Annotated in this window: 11 protein-coding genes; 6 read left to right on the top strand and 5 right to left on the bottom strand. The window is 72.5% G+C overall.

Going from position 1 to position 16,283, the window contains the following annotated elements; translation table 11 throughout:
* The first annotated feature begins 89 nt into the window (after nt 1–89).
* Together AQJ27_RS28160 and AQJ27_RS28155 are read left to right on the top strand one after the other, a co-directional pair.
* The gene (locus AQJ27_RS28160; protein ID WP_067374719.1) at nt 90–470 is read left to right on the top strand and encodes a DoxX family protein; all 381 of its coding nucleotides are present in this window, start codon (nt 90–92) and stop codon (nt 468–470) included.
* Nucleotides 467–934 (top strand): peroxiredoxin, encoded by a 468-nt coding sequence (locus tag AQJ27_RS28155; protein ID WP_067374717.1) that lies wholly within the window; start codon nt 467–469, stop codon nt 932–934. The genes AQJ27_RS28160 and AQJ27_RS28155 overlap by 4 nt, the downstream gene beginning before the upstream one ends.
* 55 nt (nt 935–989) lie before the next feature.
* Here AQJ27_RS28155 and AQJ27_RS28150 read toward each other — a convergent pair whose 3' ends face one another.
* From AQJ27_RS28150 to AQJ27_RS28140, 3 genes are all read right to left on the bottom strand, one after another.
* Nucleotides 990–1,361: a cupin domain-containing protein gene (locus AQJ27_RS28150; RefSeq protein WP_067374715.1), complete on the bottom strand. Its 372-nt coding sequence runs from the start codon at nt 1,359–1,361 to the stop codon at nt 990–992.
* A 79-nt stretch (nt 1,362–1,440) separates the two neighbouring features.
* On the bottom strand, nt 1,441–1,824 hold the full coding sequence (locus AQJ27_RS28145; protein WP_067374714.1) for an SH3 domain-containing protein: 384 nt from the start codon (nt 1,822–1,824) through the stop codon (nt 1,441–1,443).
* A 59-nt stretch (nt 1,825–1,883) separates the two neighbouring features.
* On the bottom strand, nt 1,884–2,264 hold the full coding sequence (locus tag AQJ27_RS28140; RefSeq protein ID WP_067374712.1) for a hypothetical protein: 381 nt from the start codon (nt 2,262–2,264) through the stop codon (nt 1,884–1,886).
* A gap of 427 nt (nt 2,265–2,691) precedes the next feature.
* Between AQJ27_RS28140 and AQJ27_RS28135 the strand changes: the two genes are divergently transcribed.
* Nucleotides 2,692–8,094, top strand: coding sequence for a hypothetical protein (locus AQJ27_RS28135; RefSeq protein WP_067374710.1), 5,403 nt, complete (start codon nt 2,692–2,694; stop codon nt 8,092–8,094).
* A gap of 12 nt (nt 8,095–8,106) precedes the next feature.
* On the opposite strand, the gene AQJ27_RS28130 is transcribed toward AQJ27_RS28135, so the two are convergent.
* A complete protein-coding gene (locus AQJ27_RS28130) occupies nt 8,107–10,941 on the bottom strand; it encodes an AAA family ATPase (protein ID WP_067374708.1) in 2,835 nt (944 codons plus the stop codon).
* A gap of 189 nt (nt 10,942–11,130) precedes the next feature.
* Here AQJ27_RS28130 and AQJ27_RS28125 point away from each other — a divergent pair, with 189 nt between their 5' ends.
* From AQJ27_RS28125 to AQJ27_RS28115, 3 genes are all read left to right on the top strand, one after another.
* A complete protein-coding gene (locus AQJ27_RS28125; protein WP_067374706.1) occupies nt 11,131–11,793 on the top strand; it encodes a helix-turn-helix transcriptional regulator in 663 nt (220 codons plus the stop codon).
* Nucleotides 11,794–11,926: 133 nt separating this feature from the next.
* Nucleotides 11,927–12,646 (top strand): Pvc16 family protein, encoded by a 720-nt coding sequence (locus AQJ27_RS28120; RefSeq protein WP_067374704.1) that lies wholly within the window; start codon nt 11,927–11,929, stop codon nt 12,644–12,646.
* Nucleotides 12,643–14,739 carry an ATP-binding protein gene (locus tag AQJ27_RS28115; RefSeq protein ID WP_079065308.1) on the top strand — a complete coding sequence of 699 codons (2,097 nt, stop codon included), beginning with the start codon at nt 12,643–12,645 and terminating at the stop codon, nt 14,737–14,739. Before AQJ27_RS28120 ends, AQJ27_RS28115 begins: the two co-directional genes overlap by 4 nt.
* A 55-nt stretch (nt 14,740–14,794) precedes the next feature.
* Here AQJ27_RS28115 and AQJ27_RS28110 read toward each other — a convergent pair whose 3' ends face one another.
* Nucleotides 14,795–16,234, bottom strand: coding sequence for a hydrolase (locus AQJ27_RS28110; protein ID WP_067374702.1), 1,440 nt, complete (start codon nt 16,232–16,234; stop codon nt 14,795–14,797).
* Between the last annotated feature and the right edge of the window lie 49 nt (nt 16,235–16,283).

Here is a 16,283-nt window from a genome sequence, read left to right as displayed (position 1 = left end):
AGGGGAGCCCTACCCCTTCGTGGGCCCCGTCGCCCGCTCCGCACTTACCCCCCGGTAATATCTCGCGGCAGTCCCCTGGAGGAGGAGCCGTGCCACGGTCGGAACGCTCAGCCCTGTTGCTCGCCGGCCTGCTGGCCACCGCGGGTGTCGGTCACTTCGTGTCGCCACGGCAGTTCGACGCGACCATTCCGCGGGCGCTGCCGGGGGCGGCCCGGACCTGGACGTACGCGAGCGGTGTCGCCGAACTGGCGCTGGCCGCCGGGGTGGCGGTGCCTCGTACCCGCCGGGTGGCCGCGCTGGCCACCGCGGCCTTCTTCGTCGGGGTGTTCCCCGCCAACGTCCAGATGGCCGTGGACTGGCGCCGGCGTCCCGCTCCGCAGAAGGCCGCGGCGATGGCGCGACTCCCCTTGCAGGTGCCCCTTGTACTGTGGGCTCGCAGCGTTGCCAAGGGTCGGAAAGGTCAGTCATGACGCGTGGTGTGGATGTGGGCGACAAGGTCGAGGACTTCGCCCTGCCCGACGAGACCGGTACGGAGCGCAAGCTGACCGAGCTGCTCGGGGAGGGACCGGTCGTGCTGTTCTTCTACCCCGCCGCCCTCTCCCCCGGCTGCACCACCGAGGCGTGCCACTTCCGTGATCTGGCCGCCGAGTTCACCGCCGCCGGCGGGCGGCCGGTCGGCATCAGTGGTGACGCGGTCGACAAGCAGCAGGAGTTCGCCGGGCGTCACACGCTCGGATACCCGCTGCTGTCCGATGTCGACGGCACGGTTCGCGAGCGGTTCGGAGTGAAGCGCGGCTTCTCCCTGGCACCCACGAAGCGGGTCACCTTCGTCATCGCCCAGGACCGCACCGTCCTGGAGGTGGTGCGCAGCGAGCTGCGGATGAGCGCCCACGCGGACCGGGCCCTCGCCGCGCTGCGGGCCCATCAGGGCTGACCTTCGACTCCCCCGCGGCGGCCTGATCGTCCTGCCTCGGCCCGGCGCGCCCGCCTCACTCGCCCGTGGCCGGCGGGCCGACGACATGAAGGTCGTAGGCGCCCACCAGGCCGACGGCGGCGTCGAGGTCGAGGGACGGGGGCAGTTCACCGGCGAAGGCCACCGGGGTGCCGTTGCGGGTGAACCACTCCGCGACCCCGGTGGGCACCGAGGTCACGAGCAGACGGGATTCCGGGCTGCGCACGACATGGCGGCGCGGGACGCCGCGCGGACCGAAAGCGACGTCGCCCGGACCCAGGTCGTAGCGCTGCTCTCCGACGAAGAAGGTGATCTCACCTTCGAGTACGGCCCAGATCTCATCGTCATGGGCATCCACGTGCATGCTGAACCTTCGCTTCGTGAGGCGGTCGGAGGGGACCTCGTCCATTGTGCGAAGCGGTGGCTCGAGGAAGCTTCCGTCATCTGACTGGTCCGTCCGACGGGCATGGGACCGGCTGCCGCGCGGGTCAGCACTGCGCCGAAGCCGGAAGATCGGCCCGCTCGTCACCGCGGAGGTACAGGGCGCTGACCCAGCCGTCGCCGATGCCGGGGCCGCCGGAGAGATAGATCCAGATGTGGCTGGTGGAGCCGTGGTCGACGACCGTCTCGCCGGAGAGCCAGCAGAAGGCGGAGTAGCTGTACCCGGCGCGCAGCCTGCCGATCGCGGGGTGGCCGTTGCCCGGGCCGGAACGGATGGGCGCGTCGACGACGGGCACGACGGTGTACGTCTCGAAGGCGGCCTGCCGCGTGAGGCCGGTCGGCGCCGCGGCCGAGGCGGTTCCCGCGCTCAGCGGGCCGCACGCGAGCACGGCTCCGGCGAGGACGGCGGCGGCCTTGCGTCGGACACTCATGGATGAACTCCCTGGCGCGTAGGGGCGATCGCGGTGGATTCCGGTGAGTTCCGCTGCCTTCAGCACTGGGCGGAGGCCGGCAGATTCGCGTACTGGTCGCCCTTGAAATAGACAGCGCTGCTGAATCCGTCGGCGAATCCGATCCAGACGTCGTTCGTGTAGCCGTGGTCCGTGATGGTCTGCCCGTGGGTCCAGCAGTACGCGGTGTAGGACCGACCGGCGGTCAGGGTGGCCAGGTAGGCGCTGTCCTGCGTCGGCAGCTTGCGGACCTTGACGTTCTCGTAGGGCACGACGGTGTACGACTGCTCGGCGGGCGAGACGGCCGAGGCGGGCGAGTCAGGCGAGTCAGGCGCGGCGGGCGCGGCGGCGGCCAGGCCCGCCGGGACGAGGAAGGCGAGTGTCGCGGCGCACGTGGTGATGACGGCCGGAATACGGCGCATGAGAAATTCCCCCTGAGTGTGGTGTTTCGCTTTCGACCACCGCCACAGTGGGCGCCGCGGGAGCACGGCGGCAATGCCATTCAACGGTGTTCGAAGTGAGCGCACGGCCGCGGAACATGGAGCGCGGGTGTACTGCCGTTGTCCCTTCGGTGGTCGGCGGGCGTCCATATGTCCGAGTCCATGATCTTGCTCCCTGTGGGCCCTGCGCAGTGGTTACGCTCCCCAGCGGACGGATCCGATGGGGGCGGGACGGCGGTCCTCCTGACGGGAATGGCTCACTGTGCGTAGGCAGCGGCAGGCATCGGGCGGGAACGGCAGGGCCGGGGACCACGGCCGGGGAACCGTCGGCCGGGACACGGCCTCGACCGCCAGGAACGGCGCGGAGGTCACGGCGCCGCACCCGGCGTCCCCGACGACCGGACCGGGGATGACTCCGCAGGCACTGCTGGCCCTGCAGCGGGGCGCGGGCAACGCGGCCACCACGCGCGCACTGCGCGGACGGCTCCCGGCCGCCGAGGTCGCGGCGGGCACCACGCGTGCGCCGAGGCCCGCCCCTGCCGTACTGCCCACCCTCGAGGAGCTGCCCGAGAGCAGTGCCGCCACCCGGCTGCCCGCGGTGCTTCCCGCGCTCGAAGAGGCGGCGGAGGAGTCCGAGGAAGGCGCGAAGACCGTCCGGCCGCGCGCCGCCACCACGACACGCCCCCGTCGGACGGGCACGCGTCGGCCGGTCCCCGGGCCGATCGCCGGCGGGTCCGGCGCCTCCCATCCGCCGCTCGGACTGCCGCCGTACCTGCGGGAGTTACGGGCGGCGGGGCTCTCCACGGCATACGGGCTCACCGGGCACGAGTTCGTGTCCACCGCCCTCGGGACGGTCGTCGGACGGTCCGACGGGACGGTGGCCGAGATACGCGAGGAGCTGGCCGGGCGGCCGGAGACGTTCTACGGCCAGGGCCGCTCCTTCGCCGTCGAGGGCCCGGAGGGCAAGGGGTGGTACGACGTCACCGTCACCATCTCCCGGGACGGCACCGACCTGCCCGAGACCTTCGTCTCCCCCGAGGCCGCGAAGGCTCAGGCCGCGGCCGAGCAACAGGCGAAGGCCATGGCCGCGTTGCTGGCCGAGTCGGAGGCCGCCATGGGCAAGGGGAAGGGGAAGGCGCGAGCCGACGATCACGACGGCGGCACCGGTACCGGCACTGAGGTCGCCCCCCGGCAGGCCGCCCAGGACGCGCGGATGGCCGAGGGCGCCAACATCAAGGTGGACACCCAGCACAACACCTCGGGCGTGGTGAGCCACTCCTCGGGCGGTTCGTCCAGCAAGGGTGTCAACTTCATGGCGTTCGGGCTGGCGCCGGTCGTCCCGGGCGTCTGGCTCGGCGGGGCGGTCATGGCCAACGCGCAGCCGTTCCAGTCCTCCACCGACTCCCGTGTGCAGAAGACCATGTCCGAACCGCGGGTGCTGCGCAGCGACAAGGGCTCCGTCGAGATGCGGCGCCAGGTGCGCTACGGCGTACGGGTCCAGCCCCAGGACGAGGGGCGGGGCGGCCGGGCGCGGACGTTCAGCGGCGCCGGGTCCCTCATGATGCGGGTGCCCACCGAACACCTGGTGCCGGTCACCGCCGAGGCGCCCGCGCGGCCGCGCCCCCTCAGCACAGGGACCGCGCGGAGCGTACGGCTCGCGGACTCGCTGGCCCCGGTCGCTCTGGACGACGCCGCGGCCCCCCATCCGGGCGGCGGCGGTCTGTTCGACACGGTCCGCTCCGTGCTGCACCCCTCCCTGACCTCCCGCGGTGCGCCCGGGCGGGCCCGGCTCCACGACGCCACCTCCGCCACGACCGTCCTGGAGGACCTGCCCCGGCTGCTGAGCGGCTGGGTGATCGGGGAGGATCTCGTCTCCAAGGACGGCAGTGCCACGGGCACCTACCGGATGCGCGCCGACCTCACCGCCCTGTCGCCCGCCTGGACGACCGGCAAGACCCAACTGCGGACACACCAGCAGGCACAGCACTCGGTGTCCCACATGGCGGCCAAGGGCCGAGGGGGGACCTTCGGCGCGGGCCCGGCGGCGGGGTTCGGCGTGCTGGGCAACGCCGCCGCGGTGCGCGCGACGGTCATGCCCACGGCCGGCGCGCGCAAAGCGCGGTTCACCGTGGCCGAGCAGACGGTGTCGAGCCGTCAGGGCGCCGAGGTCAGGGGCGACAAGGTGCTCTACCTCGGCAAGGTGCGGTTCAGCGTCGAGGGCACCGGACCGCTCTCCCCCGCCATGAAGGTGCGCTCCGGGGCCCGCACGGCCCGGCACTCGATGGATGTGTGGGTCAGTCTGCGCGCCGACGAGGCCCGGTCGCTGGGCCTCGAACTGCCCGAAGGCGTCACGGCGGGCTCCATGATCAGGGAGCCGGGAACGGACGCCGACGGGAAGAAGCTCGACCGGCGGCAAGGGGAGGAGTCACGGGACGGGGCCGGGTCGTCGGCCGGTCCGGGCAACGAGCGCCATCTGCCGTTCGGAGCCATGGGGTCGAGCGTGGCGATCAGCCAGCTGGACACCGCTCCCCTGCTCTCCGGCATCGAGCGGCTCTTCGCCACCGACCAGCGACTCGCGGGCTATCTGCCCGCGTTCGGCGCGGGTGCGGGGACCGAGGTGAGCCGCGAGGAGAGCGAGGTGCAGCGGCGCAACTACCGCGAGCTGATCACCGTACTCTCCGAGACCAACCTGCGGGTCAACAAGGACCAGCTGCTCTCCGCCGGGATCCGGGTCCGGATGCGGCGCAAGAGCCGATGGCACGCGCACGACGTCCAGATCAAGGTCGTCGGCGCCCTGCGCGAGACGGGCTACCAGGGGGAGACGAAGGACTGGCTGGTGCGCAGCCACAGCGGCGTCACCAGCAACTCGCAGAGCGGGCGGTCCAGTTCACGGTCGATCGGCGGACTGGCGCTCGGCCAGTTCCGGCTGATCCCCGGCGCCCTGTCCGCCACGGTGCGCGGCGAGCGGATCCGGCAGAGCACCCGGCGCAACCAGGCGGGCCCGGCGACACGCTCCGACGTGCTCACCAACGGCGGTGAGAACACCAGCGCGTTCGGCGGCGCCCTGCGCCTGGACGTGGACGTCACCATGACGACACGGGAGCGGACCGCCAAACGTGCCCTCACCCCCGGCATGCCGGGGCGGGACGCACCCGACGCCGTGCGCATCGCCTCGACCGCGGACACCGAGGCGCTCGACCTGGCCGAGCAGGACGTACGGCTGCTCACCCCCACCGCGTTCACCCTGGACACCGCCGGGAAGGACCGGTTGACGGCCAGGACCGGCAGGCGCACCGCCGGACTGGCGCCCCCGCAGCGGCAGTTCAACGCGTCGGGCATCGGCGATCTGTCGACCATGGCGCCGCGCTCGATCGCGGGCCGGGCGGTCCGGGACTGGACGCTGGTGGAGACCGTCGGAGGCGGTGGACCGGTCCGGGACCTCGCCTTCGAGCTCCTGTCGCGGGCCGCGAGCCGCAACCGGGAACTGCGGGAGGACCTCGCGCTGCGGACCGAGGGCCTCGCGCCGCGGCTGGCGATCGAGGAACGCTTCAGTCCGCAGGCCATCACCTCGGCGCTGCGCCAGGCGGTGTCCTCCGGGTGGGTGGTGAAGAACCTGCGGTACCCGCGCAGGCTCCACGCGCTCAACGGCGCGATCGGCACCCGGTTCGCGCTCACCAACCCGGAGGTGGTCGCGGAGGGCACCGGGGCCGGTACCGAGACGTTCCTGCTCGGCGGCCACCAGATGACCGGGCAGGAGGGCAGCGGTACCTCCACGACCGTGCAGGGCGGCGCCCTCGGATCGGAGAACGGCGCCGGCTGGCGGCTGGGCGAGGGCGTGTCGGCCGGCCGGAGCCTGGGCCGGAGCGCGGCGACGGCGACGACGCTGAGCGGCACCGTCGAGCGCAACGCCCACACTCCGCGCACCCGGCCTCTCTACCTGGTCCACTGCGACCTGGTGGTCCGGATGGTCAGCGAGGTCAAGGTCACGGGAGGCGGCCCGTACGTCGCGACGGGCGAGCGGACACTGCCCGCCGCGGCCGCCGTCTGGCTCACCCAGGAGCAGTTGGCGGCGGCGGGCCTGCGCGTTCCCGGGGCCGCCGGGCAGACGTCCTCGCAGGAGGAGTCCGCACGCCGGGGCACGGAGTCCAAGGGCCAGGAATCCAAGGGCAAAGAGTCCAAGGGCAAGGGGAAGGCCACCCAGGAGCAGACCGAGGCGTCCCGGAGCGGGGAGTCGCCGAGCACGACCACCCCGGCGGCGCCCGCCCTCGCCCAGGAGCTGCCGCTCGGTTTCGGCATGATCGAGGAACTGCCCGACTTCGTTCCCCTGCTGGAGCGGCTGCGCGCCGACGTCGGGCGGCGTGACCGGTCTCTCGCCGACGAACTGCTGCCGAAGCGGCAACTGGCCGATCCGCACGACAACATGCAGCGGCTGCTGCGCGTCCTGGACCGGGACGGGTCGGCCGGGCTGCTCTCCGGGGCCATGGACGGCGGGGTGCCCGTCGAACTGTTCCGCGGCCGCGACACGCCGTACTGGGCCGTGTTCCGCGTACGCCGCACCCGGCAGGGCACGTCCGAGGGCGAGGCGAAGGACGGCCGCGACATGGAGTACATCACCGCGGCCGCCACGCAGCGGGTGGACACCCGCGAGACGAGCGACACGCGGACCGTCGAGGGGGTCGTGGCCGGTGCGGGCAAGCCGGAGGGCGGCGGCGGTCCGCTCAAGAGCGTCGGCGGCTCCGGAGGGCTCGGCATCGGCGTCAGCGATGTCACGAAGTCGGCCACCGTGGGGCGCGGTCAGCTCGGCATGAAGACCGTCGCCGAGGCCTCCGCGCGTTCCGTCCGCATGCGGGTGCCGATCGAGGCGACCCTCGAACTGCACTCGTCCCGTGGGCGGGTGGGCCTCTCCACCCTCGGCGGCCAGTCCCTGGTCCATCGCATTCTGGTCAAGGACCTCGAGGCGCTGTCCCGGCTGCGGCCGGTGCCGCGCGCGGAGGCGGGACAGGCGTTCCTGCGGCAGGACGACGCCGAAGCGAGCCGGCTGGGGCCCTGGCACGGCCGCGGGGTGAGCCTGCCGATGGAGGCACAGGTCAACGGGTTCCGTGGCGCTCCCGAGATCCGCCGGGTGATCGACGACGCGGTACGGGCCGCGCACGGCGGGGAGCGCTACCGCAGGACGGGCGACGCGGCGGCGTACGCGCAGCGCGAGGCGGTGTCCACCGAGTGGCTGATCTCCGCCCTGCCCCTGCTCACCGCGGCGGGGGTCGACCTTCCCGTCGTGCACGCCTCCGGGGCGCGGGGGCAGGATCTGCGGACCTCACTGCACGCCCGGCTGCGCGCCGGCCGCGTGCTGGGCGTCGGGGACAAGATGACCTTCGAGACGGTGGCGCAGAGCGCCCTGCACGCGCCCCGGCCCACGGGCACGGACCACCAGCAGGCGGTGGAGCACAACAAGTCGGTACGGGGACTGGGCGGCGCCGGTGTGCTCAACGCGGACGAGTTCCGGATGAACCAGCTCCTCGGCAACGTCGACCAGGTCGGCGGCGCCACCGACACCTCGGCCCACGGGTCCGGCTCGATGCCTCTGCACAAGCCCAAGTTCGAGGCGACGCTGGTGCAGTTCACCCTGGACGTGCGGGTGGTGGCCCGGGTGAGCGGCCGGGGCCGCTCCGGCGCCCCCTCGGTCGCCGTACGGGACTTCACCGTCCCCACTCCGGTGGTCGTGCGGATCCCGGCGCCCGTGGCCCGCCGTATGCTCCAGGACCCCGCCAACCACACCAAGCTCCACGACCCCGACGGCCGCCTCACGTCCTGATGCGGGTGCGTGTCAGCCGCCCGGCTCCTCCACCGGCTCCGCCGGATCCGCCGGCCGCTCGCCGATCACCGCGGTGAGTTCCGTCCTGCGGCGGATGCCCAGCTTGCGGTAGGCACTGGTCAGATGGGTCTCGACGGTGCGTCGGGCCAGGTGCAGGAGTTCGGCTATCTCGGCGTTCGTCCGGCCATCGGCCGCGAGGGCGGCGATCCGGCGTTCACTGCCGGTCAGCGCCTCCCATCCGGTGAGCGCGGTCGCCGAGCCGCGGGAGCGGCCTTCGGGGAGAGCCTCCTCGGCCAGCGCCCGCATCCGTACCGCGCCCAGCCGTTCTGCGTGCTCGGCCGCCTCGCGCAGCGCGTCGCGGGCCCGGCTCCGGTCCCCCGCCGCGACGAGCTGACGCCCCTGTCCGATCAGGGCGGGGATCAGCTCGGTCTGCGCGGAGGCGTCCCGCAGGATGCGTACGGCACGGTCGGCGAGTTCCAGACCGCGGCGGCCCCCGGTCGCGGTGGCGAGCCCGCGCAGCGCCCGGCCCACCAGCCGGGGGGTGTCCCACACCTGGGCGAGCCGCAGTTCTTCGCGGGCCAGCGTGAGGGCCTCCTGCGGACGGCCCAGCGCGCTGCGGCACTCGGCCGCCGCGGTCCGCCAGGGCGTGACCACGGGGCTCACCACGTCCCGTGCCGTCTGTCGGCGGCCGCATTCCAGGAAGTCGTCCAGCGCGCCGGCATGATCCCCCTGCGCGGACCGCAACACGCCCCGCGCGTAGAGGAATCGGTTGAGTTCCCAGGAGTCGTGCGCGTCGCCCAGCGCGAAGCTGTCCGCGAGGCTGGCCGCCTCCTCGGTGCGGCCCGTCTCGACCAGGGCGATCACGGCGTGAGCGTGCGCGTTGGCCGGAGCGGGCCGGTGCCGGGTGGCTTCGGTGACCTGCCAGGCCGCCGGTTCGGCGAGCAGATCGGCGTACTGTCCGCGCGTCGCGGCGATGTCCGCCCGTACGTTGAGCAGCGCCAGGTGCATGGGGTGCAACAGGGACGGGCTCTGCCGGTCCAGTCCCCGGCGTACCAGCCCCTCGGCCTCCGCCAGTTCGTCGGCCCATTGCGCGACGGCGGCGGCCGTACCCAGGAGGAAGGGTTCGGCGAGCGCGTCGCTCGGTTCGTCCAGCAGGGCGTGGACCCGTTTCATGGCCGTGGCGGCGGAGATCAGTCCGGCCGTCGCGTCGTAGCGGACCAGAAGGGCCTGACCTGCCGTTCCGACCAGGTCCGGGGACCGCTCGGCGGCACCGTGCAGCCAGCGGTACGCCTCCTGGCGGATGCCCTGGTCGTGGTCCGACAGCAGCGCCGAGGCGGTCTGCAACAGCCGTGTCAGGTCCGGATGGCCGGTCAGTTGCTCGTCCAGGTCGCGCAGGACGTCCATCGCGGCGCGCGCCTTGCCGCGCCGGGCCAGTACGGTGCCCAGGGCCACGGCCGCGCGTACCCGGTCCTGCGGCATGCCCGGCAGCCGGGTCGCCTCGGTCAGCCGGGGTATCCCCGCCGAGGAGCGGGCGGCGGCGAACTCCAGGGAGCCGAGCTCGGTGAGGACCATGGTCCGGCGGGCGGGCGTCAGCGGCTCGTCCAGCGCACGACGCAGATACGACACGGCGTCGTCGGGCCTGTCGTCCCGCACCGCCACGGACGCGGCGTCCTGCAGCGCCACGGTGGCCCAGGCCGCGCCCACGGCCTGGGTCCGCAGCAGTTGTCCGGCCACCGCTTCGGCGCGGTCGCCACGGCCCAGCATCACTTCGGCCGCCGTACGGTGGGCCGCCTGCCGCCGGACGGTGGGCCAGCCGCTGAGCACCGCGTCCCGCAGCAGCGGGTGGGCGAAGCGCGGCCGTCCGTCGGGATCGGGCCGCAGCAGGCCGAGGCGGGTCATGGCGGTCAGCCAGCCGGGGACCCGGGCGGGGTCGGCGCCGGCCGTCTCGGCGAGCAGCTCGGCGAACTCCTCCGCGTGGCCCTCCTCCCACACGTCCGTGTCCAGCGCCGCGAGGGCGCGGGCCACCCTCGCCGTCGCCTCTCCGGCGCTGTCCAGCCACCAGGAGACGGCGGCAGGATAGGCACCCGGGTAGAGGGCGGCACTGGTGTCCGGCACGGGCCTCGGGGGCGCGCCGTCCGGTTCCTGTGCGCGGAGGTCGTCGAGCAGGGCGCGCAGCAGCAGGGGGCTGCCCGCGCCGGCCCGGACGCAGTCGTCCACCCAGGCGGGCGTGGCGGCGTCGACGTCCGAACGGATCAGCTGGGCCGCCGCGTTCGCGCTCAGCGGGGCGAGGGTGTGGGTGCGCACCAGGGTGGGCGAGAGCGCGTGCGCAAGACCGGCGGACGGCGGGTCGATGTCGTACTGGCTGCGCTCGGTCGCCACCAGGAGGACGGGCAGTGTGTCGATCCGCCGGGCGACGTCGACGAGCCAGCGGCGCGAGGGTTCGTCGGCGCAGTGGACGTCGTCCACGGCCAGCAGCAATGGGGCGTCGGCGGCGTGGGAGCGCAGCCGTCTCCACAGGTGTTCGGCGTAGGACCAGTGGTGCGGATTGTCGTCGAAAATGTCCGGAAACAGCTTGGTTCCGGCATCGAATTCGCCGCCCGATGACAGAAGTTGGAGGACCGCCGCGAACGCCCCGGCCTCGCCGTCGGGTGAGCAGCGGGTCCGCAGCACCCGCATGCCACGGGCCGCCGCCTGCTCGGTGACGGCCTCGAGGAGGGCAGTGCGCCCCGTGCCGGTGGCCCCTTTGAGCAGCACCAGACGGCCTGACCCGGCGCAGGCGCGGTCCGCCTCGGCGGCCATCAGCTCGAGTGCCTCCCGTCGTTCACGCAGCGCTTCGGTCTCGCCCATCGATGTCTCCTGTCGGGGACGTTTCATGATCCATCTCGTGGTACGTCTCGTGGTCCTCCACGATTGCGCGAGGCACGCCAAGCACAGAAGTCTGGGACAAGCCCTTCGGCCACTGGCGACACAGGGGCGACCAGCACGTGGATTTGGGAGAAGCGGTTGCGCAGTTCATTACGGACCACTGACGCAGGCGTGTCACAGCGGCCCGCCGACACCGGTGCGGTGGATTCCGGAAACCGCATACCGGTGGTGGTCCAGGCACCCGACCCGATCTCACGGGCCGGGGTGCGCAGCCAGTTGGCGCAGCACCCGGTGATCGACCTCCTCGACAGCGCGGAGGCCGGGCCCGGCACCGTGGCCGTCCTGGTCAACGAGGGACCGGACGAGACCACGCTGTCCCAGCTGCGCCGACTCGTACGCAGCGACGGGGCGCGTGCCGTGCTGGTGGTGAACGCGATCCGCGAGGCCGAACTGCTCGACGTCATCGAGTGCGGTGTCGGGGCCATCGTCTGGCGCCACGAGGCCAGTGCGCACCGGTTGGTACAGGCCGTGCTCGCGGCCGCGCGGGGCGACGGGGATCTGCCGGCGGATCTGCTGGGACGCCTCATCACTCAGGTGGGATCGCTCCAGCGCACCGCTTCCGGCCAGACCGGAGTTCCGCTCTCCGGCCTGGTGCCGCGCGAAATCGATGTGCTGAGACTCGTCGCCGAGGGGCTGGACACCGGGGAGATAGCGAGCAAGCTCTCCTACTCCGAACGTACCGTCAAGAACGTGATGCACGGACTGACCACCCGGCTCCATCTGCGCAATCGCGCCCACGCCGTGGCCTATGCGCTCAGGGAAGGCTACATCTGAGGCGGGCGATCGTTCGCACGGGGCCTGTCGAACGGGGTACCGAGCGGATCACAGCAGACGGGTACAGAGCGGGTACTCAGCCGGCCCACGGCTGGTACCCGGCAGGACGTGACGGCACGGCGGGAGCACGACGGTGATTCACGAGGTGGACGAGGTCCTCAAAGGGCTGCTCAGGAGCGGTGCACTGGCCGGTTCCGGTATCGAGGTCGCCTTCGACGCGCCGACCCGCGAGTGGGCCGCCCGCCGCAACGCGCCCGCCATCAACGCCTACTTGTACGACATCCGCGAGGACGTGCGGCGCCGTGAGCGCGGCGCCATGGCCGTGCGGGACGAACGCGGCATCGTGCTGCGCCGCCGCCAGCCGCCCCGCTGGTTCCGGCTGTCGTATCTCGTGACGGCCTGGACCAAGCAGCCGCAGGACGAACACCGGCTGCTGTCCGCGGTGTTGGCGACGCTGCTCCCCCACGAGATCCTGCCCCCGCACGCGCTGCCCGACGCGCTGGCCGCACTGGGGCTGTCCGTGCCGCTGTCCGTGGCGAATCTGCACACCGAGTCCCGGTCCCTCGCGGAGATCTGGTCCGCGCTCGGCGGCGAGCTGAAGCCGTCGCTGGATCTGGTGGTGACCGCGCCGTTCCCGTCGTTCCCGGAGTACGACGCCGGGCCGCCGGTCACGGAGGGCGCCGGCGTGCGCGTACGCGGGATGGACGGAACCCTGGAGGGCTCGCCCGAACGGCGGCACCGGGCACGGCACTTGACGTCCACGACCGCGGCCGACACGGCCCCGGGCACGGAGCTCCCGGCCGGGGACCACCCGGTCGCGGAGGATCGAAACGGAGAGAAGCGAGCGAAGTGACCCCGCACGTCCCGGCGTCGGCCGCCACCGACACCTCGTCGTCCACCGACGGCACTTCACCCGCCACCGCCTTCGAGGGATCCGCCGACGCGCTCCTGATCCGCGTGTCCCGGCTCCGCGAGCATGTCGCGCTGCTGGTCGAACACCGCAGCGCGACCGATCCCACCGCGGCCGATCCGCTGCGCGGCCTGTATCTGTCCGAGGACGCGGTACGCCATCTGCTGGAGCCGGCCGGTCAGGACCCCGCTCCCGAGAGCTGGGTCTCCGAGCGGGGCGACCGGCTGGATCTGCTGGCCGGGCGGCTCGGGCTGACCGAGCTGGATGTGCGGATCCTGCTCATCGCGCTGGCCCCGGACCTCGACCGCACCTTCGAGCCGCTGTACGGCTACCTCAACGACGACGTCAGCCGGCGCCGGGCCACCACCGGGCTCGCGCTCGACCTGTGCGGACTTCCGGCGCACCATGCCGAGGGCCGGGCCCGGTTCCATCCCTCGGCTCCGCTGGCCGCGCTGGGTCTGGCAGTGGTCGAGGAGTCCGAACGCCCCTTTCTGAGCCGGTCGTTGCGCGTGCCCGACCGGCTGATCGCGCATCTGCTGGGTGACGAGACCCTGGACGCCGCACTGACCGGCCATGTCCACCGGCTCCGGGCGCCGGTGCGGGGCGAGCAGTACGACGAGGTCTTCCTGCGCAGGCTCGCCGACCGGCTGGCGGCCGCCCCGCTCACCGTCTATCTGCGCGAACACCGGGCGGGAGACGGTCTCGCCTGTGCCGCGGGCGCGCTGCGCGACGCTTCGGCGCGGGAGGCGCTCCACTTCGCTCCGGACAAGGCCGCCGGGCAGGAGCCGACCGCCGACCTGCTGCGCGAGGCCCGGCTGCGTGACTGCGCGATCGTCGTGTCGCCGCTGCCGGAGGATCCCGCCCCGGTGATGCGGGCGCTGGCGGTGGACGACGTGTCCGTGCTGTTCACCGATCCGCGTCCCTACGATCCCCACTGGTGCGACCATCGCGATCCGCTCGTCCTGGACGCGCCCCGGCTGCGCTCCGGAGCGGTGGACGCGTGGGCGGTGGCGCTCGGCACCGGGGTCGACACCGAGACTTCCGCCCAGGTCGCACCCGTACCGGAACCCGCCCCGGGCTTCGACCTCGCCCCGGTGGTCGCGCCGTACCGGCTCGGCGGCGACCGGATCCTGCGCGCCGCCCGTGCCGCGCAGCGCCTCGCCGTGTTCGAAGGCACCGCGCTGACCCCCGCTCATCTGCGGCTGGCCGCCCGGCAGCAGTCCGCCTCCGGGCTGGAGCGGCACGCCCGCCGGATCCGTCCGGACGTCGGCTGGGAGGATCTCGTCCTGCCCGACAAACCGCTGGTGCAACTGCACGAGCTGGCGTTGCGCGCCCGCCACCGCGACCAGGTGCTCGGCGACTGGCGGCTGAGCGCGGGCGGCGGGCGTGGCCGGGGCGTCCTCGGCCTCTTCGCGGGTGATTCCGGCACCGGCAAGACCCTGTCCGCGGAGGTCGTGGCCGCCGAACTCGGCCTCGACCTCTACGTCGTACAGCTCTCCTCGATCGTCGACAAGTACGTCGGCGAGACGGAGAAGAACCTGGAACGCATCTTCACGGAGGCGGACCGCACCGACGCCGTGCTCCTCTTCGACGAGGCGGACTCCGTGTTCGGCAAGCGGTCCGAGGTCAAGGACTCGCACGACAGGTACGCCAACATGGAGAGCTCCTATCTGCTCCAGCGGCTGGAGTCCTTCGACGGCATCGCGCTGCTCACGACCAATCTGCGCGCCAACATCGACGAGGCGTTCACCCGCCGTCTCGACCTCGTGATCGACTTCCCGTTCCCGGACGCCGACCAGCGGCTGGCCCTGTGGCGGCACGCCCTGACCCATGTGCCGTGCGCGGACGACACCGATCCGCGGGCCGTCGCCCGTGACTTCGAGCTGGCCGGTGGTTCGATCCGCAGCGCCGTGGTCACGGCCGCCTACGGCGCCGCCGGCCGCGGTGCGCCGGTCGACACGGCCGACCTCCTGGAGGGCGCGCGCCGCGAGTACCGCAAGGCAGGCCGGCTGGTGCCGGGCGAGGGCACCTGGTAGCTGCTCTCGCAGACGACCGTGCCCGGCCGACGGCTGTCGGCCGGGCAGGGTCGCTTCACACGGTGAACTTGACGGCCTCGAGCCAGAGCAGGTTGCTCAGGGTCCCGCCGAAGATGTAGTTGTCCCCGCCGGGTTCGTCGCAGGCCAGGGCTTTCCAGCCCTCGTTGTGGACGTGCGCGGTCTGGCAGACGACGCTCTTGCTCTCGCCGACGTTCATGGCGAAGCCCAGCATGTACGGGTCGTCCTTCTTGGTACTGCCGATGTAGAGGTCGGCGCCGTCGACCACACCCTTCCACGGCCCGAAATAGTGCCCCTTGCCGTTGGTCGACTGGGAGTCGTAGACGAAGGCGGTGGCGGCGGTGCCGTCGGTGTCGGACGTGGCGATGTTGAGTGACTTGATCGGGCGGTTCTGTCCCACCGTGCCGGCCATGGCGCCGTCGCACACCGGTTTGGTCCAGCCCTTGTTCGTCAGATAGGCCCGGTAGCAGATGTGCCGTCCGGGGTCCTGCGCGGCCAGTTGCACGACGGCGGTCGCCGCCGTGTCCTCCTGCGGTGCGGCCGACTCCTTCGGCTTGGTCTCGGACGAACCTCCACCGCCCCCTCCGGAACCGCTCGCGGCCTGTGTCTCGGGCGCCGAGGGCACGACCGGGGCCTGGGCGCTGGGCGAGGGAGGCGTGGGTGGCGCGGCGGAGGCCGAGGGGCTGGGCGGCAGCGTGCTGATGCCGGCTTCCTGGAGCTTCTCCGTGGCGGACGTGCGCACGGAGGGCTTGTACGCGATCCACAGCATCACGAACGTGATCGCGAGCGCCATGAACACACCCAGGAAGGTGGCAAGCCAACGCGGCAAAAACCCGCGCTGCACATACGTACCCTCCACCGGCTGCGGCCCCGTACCCGAACGCTGAATCGCCAGCGTGTACGGCCGCTGCTCCTTCGACCCGAACCAGATGATCTGCCGCGGCCTCAACGTCGCCTTCACGAACGCCGCACGACCCGGCTCGATCTGCACATTGCCGGGATGAATGTCGTACGACAGATGATCGCCGTTGTCACTGCCACTGATCGACGCCGTCAGCCTCGTATTGCCCAGGTTGTCCACCGCCAGCTTCGGCCGCCCCCGAAAACGCCCCTTCACCGTCGGCGGCACCAACTCCGCCCGCACCTCCGTGAACGGCGTGATCGTCAGATTCCCCTCGGGAACCGTCGTGGCCTCCGGATGCTCCGTCGGCGTGATCCGCACCGCAAACGGATTCGGACCCGCCACCGCGTCAGGAGAACGGGGCGGCGAGAACGTCAACTCCACCGTCCCCGTCGTCCCCGGATACAACCGCAGCGTCTGCGGCTCCACCACCGTCCACGGCGCCACATCACCCACCGGCTCGAACCGGTACTCATCCACCACGTCACCGGTGTTGCGCAAACGCAACCGCACCTTCGTGCTACCACCGGGATCCACAGTGCTGGAGGCAGGCTCCAGCGAAGTCCAAAGGCTCACCCGTCGACGCTACGGCCGGGGGGTCGCTCCCGTCAGCAAGCGTCGGGGC

It is taken from the genome of Streptomyces olivochromogenes, assembly GCF_001514115.1.
In the GTDB taxonomy this organism is placed as follows: domain Bacteria; phylum Actinomycetota; class Actinomycetes; order Streptomycetales; family Streptomycetaceae; genus Streptomyces; species Streptomyces olivochromogenes.
Note: the sequence above shows the minus strand (reverse complement) of the source record. Positions and strands in the feature narration are given on the sequence as shown.

Excerpts from the sequence above, each read along its gene's own strand:
- AQJ27_RS28155 (WP_067374717.1), top strand. The coding sequence starts at position 467 with ATGACGCGTGGTGTGGATGTGGGCGACAAGGTCGAGGACTTCGCCCTG.
- AQJ27_RS28150 (WP_067374715.1), bottom strand. The coding sequence starts at position 1,361 with ATGGACGAGGTCCCCTCCGACCGCCTCACGAAGCGAAGGTTCAGCATG.
- AQJ27_RS28145 (WP_067374714.1), bottom strand. The coding sequence starts at position 1,824 with ATGAGTGTCCGACGCAAGGCCGCCGCCGTCCTCGCCGGAGCCGTGCTC.
- AQJ27_RS28140 (WP_067374712.1), bottom strand. The coding sequence starts at position 2,264 with ATGCGCCGTATTCCGGCCGTCATCACCACGTGCGCCGCGACACTCGCC.
- AQJ27_RS28135 (WP_067374710.1), top strand. The coding sequence starts at position 2,692 with ATGACTCCGCAGGCACTGCTGGCCCTGCAGCGGGGCGCGGGCAACGCG.
- AQJ27_RS28130 (WP_067374708.1), bottom strand. The coding sequence starts at position 10,941 with ATGGGCGAGACCGAAGCGCTGCGTGAACGACGGGAGGCACTCGAGCTG.